This window comes from Tullyiplasma multilocale ATCC 49900 (assembly GCF_000483165.1).
Classification (GTDB): Bacteria; Bacillota_I; Bacilli_A; order Mycoplasmatales; family Mycoplasmataceae; genus Tullyiplasma; species Tullyiplasma multilocale.
Window position 1 is genome coordinate 67362 of the sequence record NZ_AXXW01000006.1, and the last position, 20008, is coordinate 87369.

Here is a 20008-nt window from a genome sequence, read left to right on the forward strand (position 1 = left end):
CTACAAGGCTTGCCTTTTTTAAATATTTACAATGTTAATATCTTTCGCTTTGATAAATGACTCTTTTATTTCAATTTTATGAATGTCATTAAAATATCTCGCTTTAACATCATCAAGATTTTTATTTTTGATAGTTTCAATTTTATTAACATGCAATTCAATACCATCATAAAATTCGTTTGTCACTTTTGATAATTCAGAAACTTGAGTTTGAATCTCTTTTTCAATTTCTGTTATTTTTTGTGAAAGATTTTTAATTTTCTCATCTTTATAACTTAAATTTTCTGACTTAGCAATTAAATCTTTACCGCGTGCATTCTTAGTTTCATCCTCCGTTTTAAGAAGTTTTTGACCTTTAGTAAATAACGCAGCAGCTTTATCTTCTTTCGCCTCTAATATTTTGTCTAATTTGAATTGCAAGTTTTCTTTTTTAACAAAAAGTTTGTCAAATTTTCTTGTTTTCATTCCAAGCTTGTTCAAATTTTTCACATATTTTAGAAGTTCTTGATAAACTGAATTTAACTGAATTTGTCTGTCAGTTTTGATTGTTCTCGCTTTTGCAATCAAACTTCTATTAAATTGTTTTTCTTTAATATTCTCTTTAATGTTCAATATCAATTTATCTACATCATCAGCTAGACTTGAATCTAATTTAACCAACTCTGGTTTTAATGCTTTTAATTCAGTAATTAGATCTTTAGAATTTTTATTTTTACTTGTAGATTTTTTAATAATTTCTATTAATCTTTGTGTCTGATAATCATTTTTTACATTTAACGCTTCAAGTTCCTTAAACATTTTTGTTGTTTCAAGAGCAAGAATTTTTTCGTTTTTGTCTTCTCTTCATAATAATACAGTAATTGCTATACCAAGAGCAAATGCAAATAAATCGATCAAGATTGCAGCAACCAGTTTATCAGTATATGCCAAGAATCCGACAATACCTCCAAGACCGGCTAGGTTATTTAAACCAACGTCGAAAATCCCGATCATTCATCCACCGATTCCTCCTGCTAAAACCCCTGTCAAGAATGGGGTTCAACGAGGAAGGTTAACAGCATAAATACATGACTCTGTTGGTCCTGAAATAATTCCAGGTAAAGCAGCTGCAATTGCGGCTGATCGGTCAACTGAACGTCTACTTCTGATTGCAACACCAATTGTAGCCCCCATTTGTCCTCAAGCGGCTGCGAAAGCAGCAGCTAAGAATAATGATGGGTTTCCAGTTGCAACTAAATCTGTTGTCGCAGCAAAGAATAAAATGTTGTGCACACCCAATACAACTAGTGGTTGTCATGTTAGACCAACAATTAAAGTACCGATTCCGAATGGTAACTTCATGAATCAGTTAAATACATCTAACATTGCTTTTTCAACAACACCCATGATAGGTCCAAAGAAGAAGAATGCCAATAATCCACCAACCAATAATGTAAGGAAGGGATTTAAAATAAAGTTTGCCACTGGGTTAAAATGTTTTTCCATTTGTTTTTGCCCAGTTGCTACTATAATACCCATTACAATGAATACCAAAATAGTTGAGTAGAATGGTTTGATAAGAATTTCTCATGTACCAAGATCAACTAAGTGAATACCATTTTCAGGAATAATTGGCGATACCATAATCAATGCCAATGCAATTGCTATTGGTGTTTTACCACCAAGATATCTTACTGTTGACCACATGGCTATTACACCCATCATTTTGAAACCAGTTCCAGATAATACACTCAGTACAAAATCGAATGTATTGTAATCTGGACTATCGGGAGCATGAACCGCCCCTGTTCTCAATAATAATTGTTCAAGCGCCATCAATAGACCTACCCCAATTAAAAATGGAATTAGGGGTCCAAAAATAGCAGAAACAGATTTTAAAAACTTACATCAAACAGGAACTCCCTTGTCTGCTGCAATTTTGTTTTTACCAGTTTCTAAAGTCTCCTTGTTTTTATCAATATCAGTTTTACTTAATTCGTCCTTAAGTAAGCCAGTAATTTTTGATACTTCAGGTCCAATGATGATTTGTAATTCACCATTTGATCAAAGAGCTCCTTTTAAATTCGCTATCGTTTTGATTTCGCTGATAACCGCGATTGAATCATCTTGTAATGTTAGTCGCATTCTCGTAGCGCAATGATAAACATCTTTTACGTTTCGAGGACCACCAACTTTGTCCAAAATATTTTGGACCAGAACTTCTTGTTTAGTTTTTTTTGCCCATAGAATTTTCCTTCTAAATTCAAACTAACTAATTAAATAACTATTTAATTATCTACTTAGCAGAAATAAAATTTCCATTGAATTCAGAGGGTGACTGCTCACTTATTAGAGTAATTTGTTTTTTAGTATCTACTTTGATTCTGTTTTTTGTATTGAATTTACTTGAATCCATTAAAACAAATGCTTCTTCGGAGTTATTTATAACTTTAGCTTTTAAAGTTGCTTCTTGTAAATTTGATGTGTAAAAGTTATCTTGGTAAAGGTTGTTCATCCCAATGAAAACCTTATCAAAGTTAAAATTGTCTAGGAATTTTAAAGAAAGTTCTCCAACCGTTGCATGCGTAGTGGGATTTAAGGTTCCACCAACTAAGCAAACTTCCATGTTCAATTTCATCAATTCTAAAGCTATCGAATAACCATTAGTTACAATGGAAACATTTTTATTTTCTAAATACTTGGCCATTTTTTTAGTAGAAGTACCAGTATCTAAAAATATAAGATCCCCATCGTTTATTAATGAAGCTGCCTTTTGTGCAATAACATCCTTTGCATTTGCATTTGTGTTTTCTTTTTCTTCATCAAAGCGTTCATAAGATTTTGTATTTTCGCTCTTAATTGATTTAGCACCTCCGTAAACCTTCATTATTTGACCCTCATCATGCAATTGATTAATGTCACTAATAATGGTTTGGATTGTTGAATTTGTCAATTCAGATAATGTTTTGTTTTTAACAAAATCTCTTTCATCGATAATTTTAACAATCATTGCTCTTCTTTCTTCTTTTAACAAAGCAATCCCCTCATTTCTATGTTACAACATTTTTTAAACTATTTTAAACTTTTTGAAAGATTTTTAAAATTTTATTAAAAAAGTTTAAAATAGTTTAAAATAATAATAAGTAACTTATTTAAATTAATTATAAGTGAAAATAGGAGAAAGATATGAAAGCAAGTTTAAAAAAAGAATTATCAAAGGCAAAAAAAGGTCATTATGCCGTTCCGGCATTTAATTTTGACAACTTGGAAATGATGAAGGGAATAATTGAAGCAGCCGAAGAACGAAAATCACCAGTTATATTAATGGTTACTGAATCTGCAGCTAAATATATGGGGTTAGACAATGTGTTTGCATTAGCGGTGAGTGCGGCCAAAAAATCAACTGTACCAGTAATACTACATTGAGATCACGGTTTTGAAATAGCTCTAATAAAAAGAGCAATCGACGCTGGCTTTTCAAGTGTTATGCTAGATTCATCTCTAAAATCATTTGCCGATAATGTAACTGAAACACGAGAGGTTGTGCAATACGCTCATGCACGAGGGGTTGAAGTAGAATCTGAAATTGGTCACGTTGGTGGGAAAGAAGATGATCGAATCTCAAATGGTAACGGATACACAAACGTTGATGAAGCAGTTAAATTCAATGAGCTAACTAACGTAGATGCCTTAGCCATAGCTGCCGGTACAGCGCATGGTGTTTTTAAAACTGATCCAGAACTACAATTTGACTTAATAGAAGAAATAGTCTATGCTATTGATACACCTATCGTATTGCATGGTTCTTCTGGAGTGCCACTCGTCGATTTACAAAAGGCAATCTCTCTAGGGATTACTAAAATTAATATCGGTACAGATTTAAAAATAGCTGCTTGCCAGGGAATACGTCACTGACTTGGAGAAAATAAGGATGGATACGATGCTCGTAAATATGGGAGAATGTCAATTGATTATGTAAAAGCGGAAGCGATGAAAAAAATAGATGCTTTTGGTTCAGATGGCAAAGCATAGAAAAAAACGAATTACCTAGTAATTCGTTTTTTGATTATCAAATTTTAATACGGTCTTTTGGTGCTTTATACATTTTATCACCAGGTTTAGTATTATAAACTTCATGGAATTCATCAATATTTACAAATACCCCATTTACCCTAACTTCTTCAGGTGAATGTGGATCAGTTAGTAATCTTGTGTTTCTTAATTCCGGTGTTGAAATTCTGCAAAATACAGTGGCAAAGTTTTCAAAGAATAATTCTAAGTCATCTGGCGCTTGTTCTTTACAAATATCTAAAGCAGCAGCAACCCCACTTAAATCCCCAATGTTTTCCCCAAGTGTTAATTGACCATTAACATGAGTACCATTGAATTCATATTCGTTATATTGCTCAACAACTTTAGTTGTTCTATTTTTGTATTGTTCATAATCAGATGGTGTTCATCAATCTTTCATGTTTCCATCTTTATCAAACTTACTTCCTTCATCATCGAAACCATGACTAACTTCGTGCCCAATAACTGCTCCAATACCTCCAAGGTTTTTAGCTAATTCTTGATCTTCACTATAGAAAGGTTTTTGTAGAATGGCAGCTGGGAAACAAATTTCATTTGATGTTGGATTGTAATATGCATTAACAGTTTGTGCATGCATATATCATTTGTCTTTATCAACAGGTTTCTCAATATTTGCCAATTCTTTGTTAAGGTGGTGTTTTTGGATACTTGAAACATTATCAAATAAACTTCCCCCGTCTTTATATAATTTAATTTCAACATCGCTGAAATCATCTCATTTATCTGGGTAACCGATTTTAACTGTGAATGAATTAGCTTTTTCAATTGCTTTCACTTTTGTTTCTTCTGACATTCAATCTAAGTTTGTAATTCTATTTTTATAAACTTTAATTAAATCATTAACCATATTTAGAACTTGTTCTTTAGCTGTGGGAGAAAAGTGGCGAGCTACATATTCTTTAGATAACAGTTCACCAATTAAACCATCAACAAATTTGGTTGCTCTATCTTCAAGAGGTTTTTTAGTAGTAACTCCACTAAATACAGCTCCATAAGCGAATTTGATTTCATATAAATTGATTGTTAATAAACCAGCATATCCTGAAATCACTTTGAACTTCATGATATCTTTTAAATCTTCTAAAGAAATTTCTGAAATCATTGAAGTTAATTTCTCAAAGAATTTTGGTTCAGTAACCATAATTTTTGGAGCTTTAATATATCCTGTTTCAGTTAAATATTTGGTTCAATTAATGAATCCATAATCATTTGTGATTTGTTCTGGAGTTCTAATATTATATATATTTCTTGGGTTTCTTAATTCTTCTTTTTTCATCATTGATTGTGAAATTTCTTTTTCGAATTTATAGATCAATTCAAAAACATTAGAATTATTTAACACAACTCCAGATTCTGCGATTACATCATTGATGTATTTTTTATAACCTTCTTTGATCTCATTATGTCTCGGGTGTGCTTCATCATAGAAATCACGGTCAGACATACCTAGCCCCATTGAATCAATCATTAAAGCTCTTGTTGAACTATCTTCAAAGTCAGCATCAATCATTTTCCCATGGAAAAAACTTGTTCCTCAATTTTGACTTAAATCAATGAAAAGTTTTGTCAAATCATCTTTTGATTCTAATTTTTCTACCGCTTCTAAAATTGGTTTAATAGGATTAATCCCATCTTTGTTTCTTGCTTCATCATCTAAGTAATTTTTGTATAGATTAACGATGAATTGACTCTCCTGTGAAAGGTTTTTGCCATCGATTAAATCATGGATTATTGCTTTTACATCATCATCAGCTTTTTTACCTAATTGTTCAAAACTACCTCATGATGCATATCCTTCAGGCAATTTTGTATTATCCATTCATTCTTTATTTACGTATTCAAAGAAATTATCTTGTGCTCTAACTTTACTCATAATATACCTCTATTCTTAATTTATATAATTTTATACCAAAAGAAAAATTAAACACATTTTTTATCAAATTTAAAAAACTCCATCACTTGGAGTTTTTATATATCCATCTTGATAAGTTGTTAATTATTTTTTAAAAACATATATCTTTGATATTGCATATATCAAATGACACCCGCAGGTATAGCTACAAATGTTCCAATTACTGAAAACCCCAAAACAATAAGTATAACCTTGTTCATTTTGATTTGTTTAATTACCCCTGCCCCCTTATTTTTGTTTGCGTATATTAGGGCTATTAAAACACCAATAAGACACACTATGCTTGAGATGAACATATATCAAGCAAATCCCATAGAAACGCTGAATATCAGTATTCTGAAAATCCCGACTATATCCAATAAAAACAACACTGCCAGTACTGCATAAAAAATACTGATACCAAATCCATACTTTCTAATATTAGTATTTTGATCATTGTAAACTTTAGCCATTTAGATCCTCCATATATAAAAATTTTAAATAAACGAGAACGATTTTTATATAGAAAGTTGTTGAAAATAGACAGGATAACCAAATATGTTCTTTTCTTATTGTTTTTATAGGAAATCTAATAGACGTTAGATAATTTTTTTGAACTTGTAACCTCTATTTAAATATCAAAGAGAACTTGATATTATATAAAAAAGCAAAAAATAATAATAAAGGGAGAGATAAGATGGGTAAACAAAAAGATAAAAAGAGACAACATTTCATACCCCAATTTTTTATAAGAAGATGGATTGATAGTGGTAACGTCTACACGTATTTTGACAAATCGACCTCTACGAATAAAAAGGGTAACTTAACAAATGAAAACAATGATGTCTTCTACGGGAAATACCTTTATGAGGATCTGACTCGCTTTAAAATGAATTACATCGAAGACCAATTATCAGAAATGGAAAGTGCCTCTAGTGAAGTAATAACAAAAATATTATCAAGAAAGGATCATCAAAAAATACAAATCACAAGAGAAGAGCTGACAATGATAAAAATATACATCGTGTTACAAAAATTCAGATCATTGTCATTCAAGGAACGCTTGGAAAAAGACGGAGATATTGAAGCGTTTTTCACCTGTTTAAACGAAATCTACAATAATATTTTCAAACCAATAAAGTTAGGACATAATTTAGCAACTGACCCATCATTATACACAGGATCTGGCATTGACTATGACCTACAATATATATTTTTTGGTACATATTTAAATTTTATTAAATTGAACAATACGTCTAATACATTCATATCAAATGATTTAGCAAGCGCTCGATTCCCAAACGATCAATCCCCAGCTTTCGAAGCCTTCCCGCTTTCTCCTGATTTCGCGGTGCTACTAGTGAAGACAGATGGCCTAGGATTAAACATTAACACATTGAATATATACAACCCAGGTCACATAATTGCTCAGGAAATATTCGGAACAGAATATGTTTGAAAGAATATCGAGCATAATTATCGCGAAGAAATAATCAGTGGATCTAAGAAAAGTTGAAGCAAAGATGATAAATATACTTATCCCATAATAAATGAGGAGCGTGATTACGCGGTATGAATACTGAACCATTGGTTGGCTAATGTTTCATCAAATCTTTTGCTTACTCAAAACAACGAGTATTATATGAGAGGCTTAATGGATATCAGTACCAAGAACACATTGCTAAAGGGAATATTTAAAGTAAAAGTACGTAATATTCAAAAAGAAGATTGAGACCATGAACTAATGTTAGATTAATCTGAAGTAGACCTTAGGGGTCTTTTTTTAATCGACAATGAATTTAAATAATAAAAAAATAGACCCTAAGGTCTATTTGATTTGAAACTATTTCTAGTATTCGTTTTTGTGGTATTCTTCACCAATTCTCATTACTTCTTCAGCACCAGTTAATCCAGTACCTGCAGGAATTAAGTTTCCTAACATAATGTTTTCTTTTAATCCTTCAAGTTTATCTTCTTTACCACGGATAATAGCTTTAGTTAATACTCTAGCTGTATCTTGGAATGATGCAGATGATAATCATGATTCAGATTCAAGAGGTGCTTTTTTAATACCAAAGATTTGAGGTTTCACGATTGGAGCGATTTCTCCAGCAAGAATATCAATGTTTTCACAAGCTTTTTTGTAAGCTTGAGTTGTAATGATTTCTCCTGGTAATAAATCTGAATCCATACCATCGATAACTTTAACTTTGTTCAACATTTGTTTAACAATAATTTCGATGTATTTATCTGAAATTTCAATACCTTGTAAACGGTATACTTTTTGAACTTCTTTTAAGATGTAGTTTTGAACGTCTTCAATTTTAGCAACTTCTAGTAATTGATGTAAATCAATTGCCCCTTCAGTTAATTTTTGACCACGTTTTACTTCTTTGTTTACAAATGCTCTTAATACAGCATTGTATTGTGTTTTGTATTTTTTAGTTTCTGTTTCTGATGAAACTGTAATTACTGAAATTCCTTCTTCAGTTGTAATATCAGTAACTGTTCCATCGATTTCAGAAATAATTGCAACAGCACCTTTAGGTGTTGTAACGTCAAGTAACTCTTTAATACGTGGTAACCCTTGAGTAATATCGGCATTACCAGCAACCCCTCCGGTATGGAAGTTACGCATTGTAAGTTGAGTTCCTGGTTCCCCAATTGATTGAGCAGCCACAACCCCAACTGGTTCACCAACTTTTACAAGTTCTCCAGTAGCTAAGTTACGTCCGTAACACATTTGACAAACACCTTTTTCATTATCACAAGTTAATACTGATCTAATGAATACTGTTTTAACTCCAGCGGCGTTAATTGCATCAGCAACTTCATTTGTAACAAATGTGTTTGCAGGTGCAACAACATTACCATTTTCATCTTCAACATCGTTGAATGTGAAACGACCAACTAAACGGTCTTTTAATGGAACGATTGTGTTATCGTGTTTTGTATCGATAATTGCTGATACTGCATATCCTTTTGTTGGTTCACAGTCTTCATTGTTTACAACGATTTCTTGAGAAACGTCAACTAAACGACGAGTTAAGTAACCTGAATCGGCAGTTTTTAAGGCAATATCGGCCATCCCTTTACGAGCCCCGTGAGTAGAAACGAAGTATTCAGAAACTGTTAATCCTTCACGGAATGATGACTTAACTGGAATTTCTTTAATGTCCCCTTTAGTATCGTTCATAAGTCCACGCATACCTACAAGTTGTGTGAAGTTTGATACGTTACCACGGGCTCCAGAATCCGCCATCACGAATACTGGGTTTTTAACATCTTGACGTAATACTGTTTCTAATTCAACTTGGATTTTATCTTTAACAGCTGATCAAACTTGGATTACTCTTCGTTTTTTCTCATTTGCTGTTAACATACCCATGTTGTAGAATTCAGTAATTTGAGCAACTTTTTGATCAGCTACTTCAAAGTCAACTTTTTTATGTTTGAAGGCAACAACGTCTCCAGCTGAAATTGTAGTTCCTGATTTTGTTGAGAAATGGAATCCCAAGTCTTTCATGTTATCTAACATTTCAGCTGTTTTTCTTGAACCATATTCATTAAAGTATCTTTCAATAATTAATGATAATTCTTTTTTCTTGATTGGTTGTTGTAATTCAGTTTTAGCAATAACTTCATTGATATCGTTTTCGAATCCGAATATGAAGTTACCGATTACGTCTTCAGCATTATTAATTGCTGGTGAGTTAATTCATGGGAATTCATTGTTGAAAATTCTGTTGAATAAAATTTTACCAACTGTTGTTAATAAGTATCCTTGACGTTGTTCATCAGTGAATTTTGCTTCAGGCAAGGCAGTAACTGCGATTCCGATTAAAGCATTTAAATTAACTGTTTTAGTTTCGTAAGCTCTAATAGCTTCTTCAACTGTTGAGAAAATCATTCCTTGTCCTTCAACATCTTTATCTTCAGTAGTTACATAGTAGTTACCTAAAATAATATCTTGCCCAGGAGTAACGATAGCTTTTCCATCTTTTGGTCCTAAAATTGCATTTGAACCTAACATTAAGGCACGAGCTTCACCAATTGCTTCTTTAGTAATTGGAACGTGGACAGCCATTTGGTCCCCATCGAAGTCGGCGTTGAAGGCAGTAGTTACTAATGGGTGTAAACGAATTGCTTTCCCTTTAACTAATTTTGGTTCGAATGCTTGGATTCCTAAACGGTGAAGTGTAGGAGCACGGTTTAATAGAACTGGTCTATCTTTAATAACCATTTCTAAAGCTTCTCAAACTTTAGGATCATTTTGTTGAATCATTTTTTCTGCAACTTTTACGTTTTCTGCAAAATCATGTTCTTGCAATCATTGGATTACGAAAGGTTTAAATAATGTAATTGCCATTTCTCTTGGTAATCCTGCTTGGTACATTTTTAAATCTGGACCAATAGCAATAACTGAACGTCCTGAGTAATCAACACGTTTACCAAGTAAGTTTTGACGGAAACGTCCTTGTTTCCCTTTCAATACTGATGTTAAAGATTTTAATGGACGTTTATCTTTACCTTGAACAGGTCTAGGTTTACGTTCGTTATCCATTAATGCATCAACAGCTTCTTGTAACATACGTTTTTCATTGTTGATGATGATTGATGGAGCTCCCATTTCTTTAACTTTTTTAAGTCTTTCGTTTCTGATGATAATTCTTCTGTACAAATCATTGATTTCAGAAGTAGTGAAACGACCACCGTCTAATTGAATAATTGGACGAATATCTGGTGGGATAACTGGAATAGTACGTAATACCATTCATTCAGCTTTTTGGTTTGAACGGTTAAGAGCATCTAATACTTCTAAACGTTTCATAATTTTTGTTTGTTCAACTGAACCTTTTTTCTCTTTTAACTCAGCTTTTAACATAGTAATGTCTTCTTTGATGTTGATTGCTTTTAATAAGTATTCAACAGCTTCGGCACCAATACCAAATTTAGCGTTTGTATATTTTGAGATTAATGAAGTAGCTTCATCAATTGAGAAAGGAACATTTGTATTAGCTAATTCTTCTAATAATCTGTTAGCTTTTCTTGTGTCTCTGTGTGTTTCATCGTTAATTAATTCAAGAACTTCTTGTAAAGCTCCATATAATTTTTCACGAGTCTTTGCAGCTTTAACACCACCTAAATCTAAAACTTCTTTTGTTTTAAAGAATTTTGAATCACCTTGTTCTAAAACAACGTGTGATACGAAGTAAACTACTTCTTCAATTTCTTTAGTTTTTAAGTCTAAGATTGCAGCGATTCTTGAAGGTGCAACTTTTAACATTCAGATGTGAGTTACTGGTTCTTCTAATTCGATGTGTCCCATTCTTTCACGTCTTACGATTGATTCTGTTAATTCAACACCACATTTTTCACAAACTTTACCCTTGTTCATTGGGTTAGCTTTTTTGTATTTACCACAAGCACATTCAAAGTTTTTAGTTGGTCCGAAAATTCTTTCGTCAAATAGACCATCTTTTTCAGCTTTTAATGTTTTATAGTTAATAGTTTCTGGTTTAGTAACTTCCCCGTGTGATCAAGAGCGGATTGTTTCAGAACTTGCTAATTCAATTTTAATTGATTTATTTTTTTTGTTAAATTCCATTTTATAATCCCCTTCTTATTCTTCGTCTTCTGCGAAATCTTCAGCGATTTCTTCTTCATCAACTTCAGCTAAAGTAGAAACTTCTGCTTCATTTAATGAATTGTCAAATGTTAAGTTATCTGATGAAATGTATGAGATTTCGTTATCGTAGATTTCATCTTCTAAATCTTCGGCATCATCATATGCGTTGATTGCCATTTTGTTTCCTTGATCATCGATCATGTACATGTCGAATCCTAATCCCATGATTTCTTTTGTTAAAACGTTGAATGATTCAGGAATTCCTGGTTCAGGTATTTTTTTAGATCTAACAATTGCTTCATAAGTTTTTACACGACCTTTAATGTCGTCTGATTTAATAGTTAAGATTTCTCTCAATGTGTGGGCAGCTCCATAAGCTTCAAGTGCTCAAACTTCCATCTCTCCGAAACGTTGTCCCCCGTTTTGGGCTTTTCCTCCAAGAGGTTGTTGAGTAATTAATGAGTATGGTCCTACGTTACGTGCATGTAATTTATCATCAACCATGTGTGATAGTTTAAGCATGTACATAACTCCAACAGAAATTGGTTTATCAATAGCTTCACCAGTTTGTCCATCGATTAATTTAACTTTTCCGTAGTTTTCCATTCCGGCTTCAGCCATAATTTCATCTAACTCGTTTTCATTTAATCCTTCGAATACTGGAGTTGCAATTTTAACTCCTAATTTTTTAGCAGCCATTCCTAAGTGGATCTCTAAGATTTGACCAATGTTCATACGTGATGGAACCCCTTGTGGGTTTAACATAATGTCAACTGGTGTTCCGTCTTCTAAGTGAGGCATGTCTTCAATTGGTAAGATACGTGAAATAATACCTTTATTTCCGTGTCGTCCAGACATTTTATCCCCTTCTTGAATTTTACGTTTTTGAACGATGTAAACTTTGATTACTTCCATTACATCTGCAGCTAATTCAATTCCTTCTGGGTTTAAAGGTGATTTTGCTTTAAATCTTTTTACAGATTGAACAATTCCTTCTCCACCATTTGGTACTTTTAATGAGTTATCTTTAACATTTCTTGATTTTTCACCGAAGATTGCATGTAATAATTTATCTTCTGGTGATAATTGAGCTTGACCTTTAGGTGTAACTTTTCCAACTAAGATATCTCCAACTTTAACTTCAGTTCCGATTGCAACAATTCCATCTTCATCTAAGAATTTTTTAGCATTTTCTGAGATGTTTGGGATTTCTCTTGTCACTTCTTCTTCACCTTGTTTAGTGTTACGTACTTCGATTGTGTATTCATCAATGTGTACTGATGTAAAACGATCTTCCATAACAACTCTTTCAGACATGATGATAGCATCCTCGAAGTTGTATCCGTTGTATGTTGTAAAGGCAACAACTACGTTTTGACCGATAGCTAATTCCCCTTTATCCATTGATGGACCATCAGCGATGATTTCACCTTTGTTTACTTTATCTCCTGCTCTTACGATTGGGAAGTGAACTAATGAAGAACCATTGTTTGATCTTTCAAAGTCTGATAATGTGTAAGTTTTAGCTCCGTTTTTTGATTCAATTGTAATAATTCTTGAATCAACATATTTAACGATTCCATCTTCAGTAGCAACTACTGCTGACCCTGAATCTCTTGCAGCTTCAAATTCAATACCAGTACCAACAATTGGTGATTGTGGGTTTAATAATGGTACAGCTTGACGTTGCATGTTGGCTCCCATTAGGGCACGGTTGGCATCATCGTTTTCTAAGAATGGAATTGCGGCTGTAGCAACAGAAACAATTTGTTTAGGTGAAACGTCGATGTAATCGATTTCAGGAAGTGATGCCATGTAGTCATCTCCTCTGTAACGAGAAACAACGATTTCGTCTAAGATTTTTCCATTTTCATCTTGTTGAACGTTTGATTGAGCAATAATGAAGTTTCTTTCTTCATCAGCTGTTAAGTAAACAATATCAGCTGGGTTATCGTTGATAACACCATCAATTACTGGACGGTAAGGTGTAGTAATAAATCCGTATTCATTTACTTTAGCATAAGTTGATAAGTTGTTAATAAGTCCAATGTTTGGTCCCTCAGGAGTTTCAATAGGACAGATTCTTCCGTAGTGTGAAGGGTGAACGTCACGAACTTCTAATCCAGCACGGTCACGTGATAATCCACCGGGACCTAAAGCTGTTAATCTACGTTTGTTTGTTAATTCTGATAATGGGTTAATTTGATCCATGAATTGTGATAGTTGTGATAAGTTGAAGAACTCTCCAATAATCGCAGTTAATGGTTTGTTGTTGATAATTGTTGATGGTTTGATTTTGTATAAATCAGAAGTTGCTAATTTTTCTTTAACATTCTTTTCAATACGGTTCATACCCATTCTGAATTGGTTTTGTAATAATTCACCAACTGTACGAACACGACGGTTTCCTAAATGGTCAATATCATCAACATCCCCAATGTTATCTTTTAATGTCATAGCATATGAGATTGATGCTAAGATATCTGGTACGTTTAAGAATTCATCTTGTGAAGCTTTTACAATACCAACTAAAGTAACTGTTTCGTTTCTTAAGTCGTTATCTTTGAAAACTCTAACTTTTTGAATTTCACGTGATCCAGCAATATCAGCTGCGTAATCGATTGATTGAATCATAGCACCATTGTCTAATGCTTCTGAAACAGCTTTGATGTTTGCTTTGTTAACTAATGTCCCAGATGTAAATAAAACATTTCCTTTAGCATCAGTAATATCTTCTGCTAAAACTCTGTCAATAATTCTGTTCTTAACTGAAAGTTTTTGCTGTAATTTAAATCTTCCTGCTTTTGTTAAATCGTATTTACGTTTATCAAATAACATTCCGTAGATGTATTTTGAAGCTCCATCAGCAGTTGCTGTTTCACCTTGTCTGATTTTTTTGTAAATTTCTTGAACTTGGTTATCTCAGTCGATTGCGAAATCTCCTGTTAATCCATCTTGTTCATAAGTGTTTACCATTACTTCTTCATTATCAAAAATGTTTAATACCATTTCTGGTGTCATTCCCAATGTTGTTAATAATGAAGTTGCAGTAGTTTTTCTTGATTTATCAATTTTTACGAAGAATGCAGTGTTCATTTTTGAATCAGTTTTTTTAGATTCTGTTTCAAACTCTAATCAAGTACCACGTGATGGGATGATATCAGCTGAATAAATGATTTCCCCATTTTTACGGTTAATTTCTTTTTTGAAGTATGATCCTGGAGATCTAACTAATTGAGAAACGATAACTTTTTGTGATCCATTGATGATGAATGTACCAGCATCAGTCATTAATGGGAATTCACCCAAGAATACTTCTCCTGATTTGTAGATAGCTACGTTAACAAGTAACATATCTTCTCTGTCTTCCATAACGTCAATTTGGATCATGTCTGGTTTATCAGAATTTTTAACTTTAATTTCGAAGAAGAATGATTCTCCTACTTCTCTTTTGAAAGTTACTGATTTTGAGTCAATTCTGTCTTTTAATCAGTTTGTAACTAATTTTTTAACGTCGTTCTCAACTACTTCACCTAACTCTTTAGAAATTTCTTCTTTAGTGTTAACTGATAATTTTAAGTTTGCGTAAATTGGAGCATCAAAGATTTTTGATTCATCTTTAGCTTTTGCAATTGAGATTCTTGGTTCTCTGAATTCTCAGTTTTCTAATGTTAAGATAGCTGTTTCATCAGTTGAAAGAATTGGGAAGAATTCTTGGAATACTTCTTCAATCCCTTGTTCTTTGAATCATTTAAATGTGTCTGTTTGAACTTCGATTAAGTTTGGTAAAGGTAATTTACCTGAAACTTTAGTATAGTCTCTACGCTCAACACCACGGTTTACTTTAGTAATTTTGTATGTCATTTTATTTTTCCTTTCGAGTTTCTTTTCCTACGGATGATATTCATCGCTTAAGAGCAATTTAATTTTCAGTAGTTCTGGATCTGCCACTGCATATTTTGGTGTAGTTCCTTTTTTCAATATCAGCACTCCTTTATCAATTAAGTTTTTGAGTGATAGTTCGATATCGGTTTTGCTGATTGTTTGGTTATCTCCCAACACAAATTCCTGTTTTATTTTCTGGGCACTAATATCTGGTGCCCGATTTCCTAGGATAATTGTGAATAGAAGTTTTTCAAATTTGTTGTCAAATAAGTCTTTACGTTTATGAAAGTCTTTGTTTATCCATTCATCAAGCAGATGCATGCGATAACTAATGTTGATTTCTTCTTTGGCGAACCCTCTAAGTTTAGTTAGAATTTCGTCAACAATGAATTTATCCTTCAGAGCATCTTCGATGTAATTAATTACCTCACTTCAATGTCTTCCAACACAATACATTGGATTAATCAAAAATACATTTTGATTAGTTTGATAAACGAACCATTGCGATAAGAGCATCGCAACAATAAGGTTATGCCTTTTGTAAGGACTTATTATCAGAACTGCTAATGCAATTAGGTAAGCTTGAGTAAACCCACCAATTGGCTGTTTCTTTAAAGAATTTATATATTCAAATAATGTAGTTAGTTCGTTGTCTATCTCAGGAGCTGCAACAACTTCACTGATGAAGGTTTTGTCAGCAGCTGATCGATAGTAGTTTCTTTTTGTGTCTAAATCCAAACCAATGTTTCTAAATAAGATATGAATGAATAGTTCATAGTTATCTTCATTGATTTCAAATTTGTCTTGTTGTATTAGGTTAAACACCTCAACAACATTTCAAATCATCTTTTCATCTTTATTTGATGGTCGACGACCTGAGTTTATTTCAATAATAGATTTTCTTATCGATATCGAATCTCTGTCTTCCATCTCTCCATCGATTATTAAAAGACTTGTTAAATCTAGCAAGCGCATTTCTTGACTAGCATCTTCCATCTTAGTAACGTTATAAGCTCTTAGATAATCAAACAAATATCTATCTTCTTTAAGTTGGCGCTTTAATGTAAATCCCAACTTATCTTTGAAGGCTGCAGGTATTGTTGAATAATATATACCGTTATCTAAATCTTTTAATACTTTGTTCAATGACTTTTTGTCTAAAAAATATTCTAAACTTATCATTTAACGCTCTCCTTCATCTTTTATTAAAATAAGAATCAGAGAATAGCAGAAGCTCTTAACGACTAAACTACACTCAATTTATATAATTTTAAAGTATTTTCCTGTGGAAAACAACAATTAAGGTAGAAAAACTCTAACTTTTATGAAAAATAGTAAAGGTCTTTTTGACATAAAAAAATCACCCGAAGGTGATTTTAATGGTTTATCAGTTTAAACTTAGATTATTTTAAGTCTACTGAAGCTCCAGCTTCAACTAATTGAGCTTTCATTGCTTCTGCATCTTCAGTTTTAACGTTTTCTTTAATAGCTACTGGTAATTCTCCATCAACTAATTTTTTAGCTTCCATTAATCCTAATCCTGTTAATTCTTTAACAACTTTAATAACAGCAACTTTTTGTGCTCCTGCTGATGTTAACATAACTGAAACTTCTGTAGGTGCTCCAGCAGCAACTGGTGCAGCTGCAGCAGCAACACCTGCTGATGCAACAACGTCGAAGTGTTCTTCGATTGCTTTAACTAATTCGTTTAATTCAGCTAATTTCATTTCTTCTAATGCATTAATAATATCTTGTTTTGTAATAGCCATGATAATGGTCTCCTTTTTCTTTTTTAAATTAATATTTGTTTTTTGCTACTAAGTACACTAATTGTGTTTTTTAGATTGTTTGTTGTTATTCAGCTGTTTTATCAGCTACAGCGTTGATTGCTGCCATAACTTGACGTAATGGGTAAATCAAGCTTGATGCGAACATTGAGTATAATTCGTCTTTTGAAGGTAAAGAAGCGATCTCATTGATTGCAGCTGTATCCATAACGTTTCCTTCGTAGATACCAGCTTTTAATTTCATATCTTCGTTAGTTTTAGCGAAGTTTGATACTAATTTAGGTGCAGCGATTGCATCTTCGTTTGAGAAGATGAATACGTTTTGTTGAGTTAAAAATTCATTTAACCCTTCAAATCCAGCTTCTGAAGCAGCACGTCTAACTAATGAATCTTTGTAAACTTTAACTTCAATTCCTTGTTTTAAAGCTTCACGTCTAAATTCAGTCATTTGAGCCACTGTTAAGTGTTTGTATTCAGCAACTGCTACTCCTTGAGCGTTTTGCATTTTTGAAATAATTTCAGCAACTATTTCAGCTTTTTTTGCGTGAGCAGGTCTTGTATTTGACATTGATATTCCTCCTATAGTTCTAATTTATAACCTAATAAAAAACCTCGGTTTTGAGGCCGAGGAAAACAAAAAAGTTTTTTTAAAAGTAAAAACATTTTTCCTCGGTAACAGATTAAGGGTTTCCCCGGTTACTTTCTTCGGTACTAATAGCAATAAGATAATACCATATTCAACCAGGGGTTTGTATAGACAGATCCTTAAAAAATAAAAAAATCACCGAAGTGATTTAATTAATTAGTTGGAATTAGTTTACAGCAACTTTGATTCCAGGACCCATTGTTGTTGAGATAGTTACACTTGTCATGTAAGTTCCTTTAACAGTTTGAGGTTTTGCAGCTTTAATTGTAGCTACGATTGTGTTTAAGTTTTCTTCTAAAGCTTCAACAGTGAATGATGCTTTACCAATAATAGTATGCACGTTTCCTTCTTTATCTGCTCTATATTCAACTTTCCCGTTTTTAACATCTTCGATTGCTTTAGCAACGTCCATTGTTACAGTTCCAGTTTTAGGGTTAGGCATTAATCCTTTTGGTCCTAAAACTTTCCCGATTGCTCCTAATTTAGCCATCATTTCTGGTGTAGCAATAATTACGTCAAAATCAAATCAGTTTTCTTTTTGGATTTTTGCAATTAAGTCTTCTCCACCAACAAAGTCAGCTCCTGCAGCTTCAGCTTCTTTAACTTTTGTGTTTGTTAAAACTAAAACTTTTTGAGTTTTCCCTGTTCCAGCTGGTAAAACAACTGCTCCACGGATTTGTTGATCAGCTTTTCTTGGATCAATGTTTAAGTTAAATGTTAATTCAACTGTTGAATCAAATTTAGTTGTTGATGTATCTTTTGCTAATTGTAAAGCTTCTTTTACAGAGTAAACAGTGTGTCTTTCAACTTTAGCAACAGCATCTTTAAATCTTTTTGTTAATTTTGCCATTATTTTGTTTCCTCCATACCTGTTACTTTAATTCCCATGTTTTTAGCTGTCCCTGCAATAATTTTCATTGCTGCTTCGATTGAGTTAGCGTTTAAGTCTGGTAATTTGTATTCAGCGATTTCTTTAATTTGTTCAGCTGTTAAAGTTGCAACAACTTCTTTTCCTGAGTTTGATGCACCTTTTTGTAAGTTAGCTAATTTTTTTAACATAACTGCTGCTGGTGTAGTTTTTAAGATGAAATCGAATGATTTATCATCGTAAGCTGTAATAACAACTGGTACTACGTCTCCTGCACGGTCTTTTGTAGCGTCGTTGAATTGTTTTGTGAATTCTGGCATGTTAATTCCTAATGAAGCTAATTCTGCTCCTGGTTTAGCTTGCATAGCCATGAATTCTAATTTTGCAATACGTGTTACTTTTTTTGCCATTTTAAAATTCTCCTATTTTCTTTAAAATTTTTGGTCATCATTTAAATGCGGTACATGCGAGAATCAACTTCATGATTGCTCTCCCTCAATTAATATAAATGTGCCTTCTATAATTATACATAAAAAAAGAAAAAAGTGCATTCGCACCTTTTCATTTATTAATCTTCTTTTAATGATTGAACGTGGTCAAATGAAATTTCTAATGTTGTGTATCTTCCAAACATTTCAATAGCGATAATGGCAACTCCTTTTGAGTAATCCATTTCTTTAACTTCACCTTCTTCACCTTTGTGAAGACCATCTTTAATTCCAACGATTTCTCCAACTTCAAAATCAGCAGTTTTAAGAACTTTTTTAGCCACAGCTTCACCTTTTGGTTTAGCAGCATTAGGAGTTTCAGTTACAGTTTCTTCCACTACAACTTCAACGATTTCTTCTTCAGGCATTAACATTCTTAATACTTCAGCAGTTGTTAATGGGAAAGGTTTTGCACCTCTTCCTGATGATCCAATGAATCCAGTAACTCCCGGTGTATTTCTAACGATGAATCATGCTTTTTCAGACATGATCATGTTAATGAAAATATATCCAGGGAATCTGTTTTTGTTAACTTGTTTTCCAGCTTTTGTTGTAGTCATCCCTTTTGAAATTCTTACATCAAAAACTTCGTTTTCTAAGTTTGAAGTTTTGATTTTTTGTGTTAAATCACTGTGCACTTTATCTTCGTGCCCTGTGTTACAGTTAATAACGAATCATTGACCTTTGGCGCTTAAGATTTCGTCTTCTAATTCTAATAAATCGATGTTTGACATATTTTGCTC

At 32.7% G+C, this 20008-nt stretch carries 14 protein-coding genes and 1 other annotated feature; of the genes, 2 read left to right on the forward strand and 12 right to left on the reverse strand.

Annotation, left to right across the window (positions count from 1 at the left end):
- Positions 1–18: 18 nt before the first annotated feature.
- Complete coding sequence (locus G319_RS09160; RefSeq protein ID WP_280123364.1) at positions 19–2181, reverse strand: PTS transporter subunit EIIC; 2163 nt, start codon at positions 2179–2181, stop codon at positions 19–21.
- Between the two features lie 94 nt (positions 2182–2275).
- Positions 2276–3013, reverse strand: a complete 738-nt coding sequence (locus G319_RS0101685; RefSeq protein WP_026389399.1) for a DeoR/GlpR family DNA-binding transcription regulator — start codon at positions 3011–3013, stop codon at positions 2276–2278.
- A 152-nt stretch (positions 3014–3165) separates the two neighbouring features.
- On the opposite strand from G319_RS0101685, the gene G319_RS0101690 reads away from it, so the two are divergent.
- A complete protein-coding gene (locus G319_RS0101690; RefSeq protein ID WP_026389400.1) occupies positions 3166–4011 on the forward strand; it encodes a class II fructose-bisphosphate aldolase in 846 nt (281 codons plus the stop codon).
- A 34-nt stretch (positions 4012–4045) separates the two neighbouring features.
- Here the strand turns inward: G319_RS0101690 and G319_RS09165 are convergent, their stop codons facing one another.
- Both G319_RS09165 and G319_RS09170 read right to left on the reverse strand, forming a co-directional pair.
- Complete coding sequence (locus G319_RS09165) at positions 4046–5944, reverse strand: M13 family metallopeptidase (protein WP_051350857.1); 1899 nt, start codon at positions 5942–5944, stop codon at positions 4046–4048.
- Positions 5945–6063: 119 nt separating this feature from the next.
- Positions 6064–6435, reverse strand: coding sequence for a hypothetical protein (locus tag G319_RS09170; protein WP_026389401.1), 372 nt, complete (start codon positions 6433–6435; stop codon positions 6064–6066).
- Between the two features lie 224 nt (positions 6436–6659).
- Between G319_RS09170 and G319_RS0101705 the strand changes: the two genes are divergently transcribed.
- Entirely contained in the window at positions 6660–7718 is a 1059-nt protein-coding gene (locus G319_RS0101705; protein ID WP_026389402.1) for a DUF4238 domain-containing protein, read from the forward strand.
- Positions 7719–7811: 93 nt separating this feature from the next.
- Here the strand turns inward: G319_RS0101705 and rpoC are convergent, their stop codons facing one another.
- The 8 genes from rpoC to nusG all read right to left on the reverse strand — a co-directional run bounded on the left by rpoC (position 7812) and on the right by nusG (position 19999).
- On the reverse strand, positions 7812–11570 hold the full coding sequence (gene rpoC / locus G319_RS0101710; protein ID WP_026389403.1) for a DNA-directed RNA polymerase subunit beta': 3759 nt from the start codon (positions 11568–11570) through the stop codon (positions 7812–7814).
- Between the two features lie 15 nt (positions 11571–11585).
- The gene (rpoB, locus tag G319_RS0101715) at positions 11586–15455 is read right to left on the reverse strand and encodes a DNA-directed RNA polymerase subunit beta (protein WP_026389404.1); all 3870 of its coding nucleotides are present in this window, start codon (positions 15453–15455) and stop codon (positions 11586–11588) included.
- A gap of 27 nt (positions 15456–15482) precedes the next feature.
- Complete coding sequence (locus G319_RS09175; RefSeq protein ID WP_026389405.1) at positions 15483–16658, reverse strand: hypothetical protein; 1176 nt, start codon at positions 16656–16658, stop codon at positions 15483–15485.
- A gap of 221 nt (positions 16659–16879) precedes the next feature.
- Positions 16880–17245 carry a 50S ribosomal protein L7/L12 gene (gene rplL / locus G319_RS0101725; RefSeq protein WP_026389406.1) on the reverse strand — a complete coding sequence of 122 codons (366 nt, stop codon included), beginning with the start codon at positions 17243–17245 and terminating at the stop codon, positions 16880–16882.
- Between the two features lie 85 nt (positions 17246–17330).
- Complete coding sequence (gene rplJ, locus G319_RS0101730) at positions 17331–17831, reverse strand: 50S ribosomal protein L10 (protein ID WP_026389407.1); 501 nt, start codon at positions 17829–17831, stop codon at positions 17331–17333.
- 27 nt (positions 17832–17858) lie between these two features.
- Positions 17859–17990, reverse strand: a sequence feature (ribosomal protein L10 leader region).
- 85 nt (positions 17991–18075) lie between these two features.
- Positions 18076–18759, reverse strand: a complete 684-nt coding sequence (rplA, locus tag G319_RS0101735; RefSeq protein WP_026389408.1) for a 50S ribosomal protein L1 — start codon at positions 18757–18759, stop codon at positions 18076–18078.
- Positions 18759–19187 carry a 50S ribosomal protein L11 gene (gene rplK / locus G319_RS0101740; protein ID WP_026389409.1) on the reverse strand — a complete coding sequence of 143 codons (429 nt, stop codon included), beginning with the start codon at positions 19185–19187 and terminating at the stop codon, positions 18759–18761. Before rplK ends, rplA begins: the two co-directional genes overlap by 1 nt.
- A 158-nt stretch (positions 19188–19345) precedes the next feature.
- Positions 19346–19999 carry a transcription termination/antitermination protein NusG gene (gene nusG, locus G319_RS0101745; RefSeq protein WP_026389410.1) on the reverse strand — a complete coding sequence of 218 codons (654 nt, stop codon included), beginning with the start codon at positions 19997–19999 and terminating at the stop codon, positions 19346–19348.
- Positions 20000–20008: the final 9 nt, after the last annotated feature.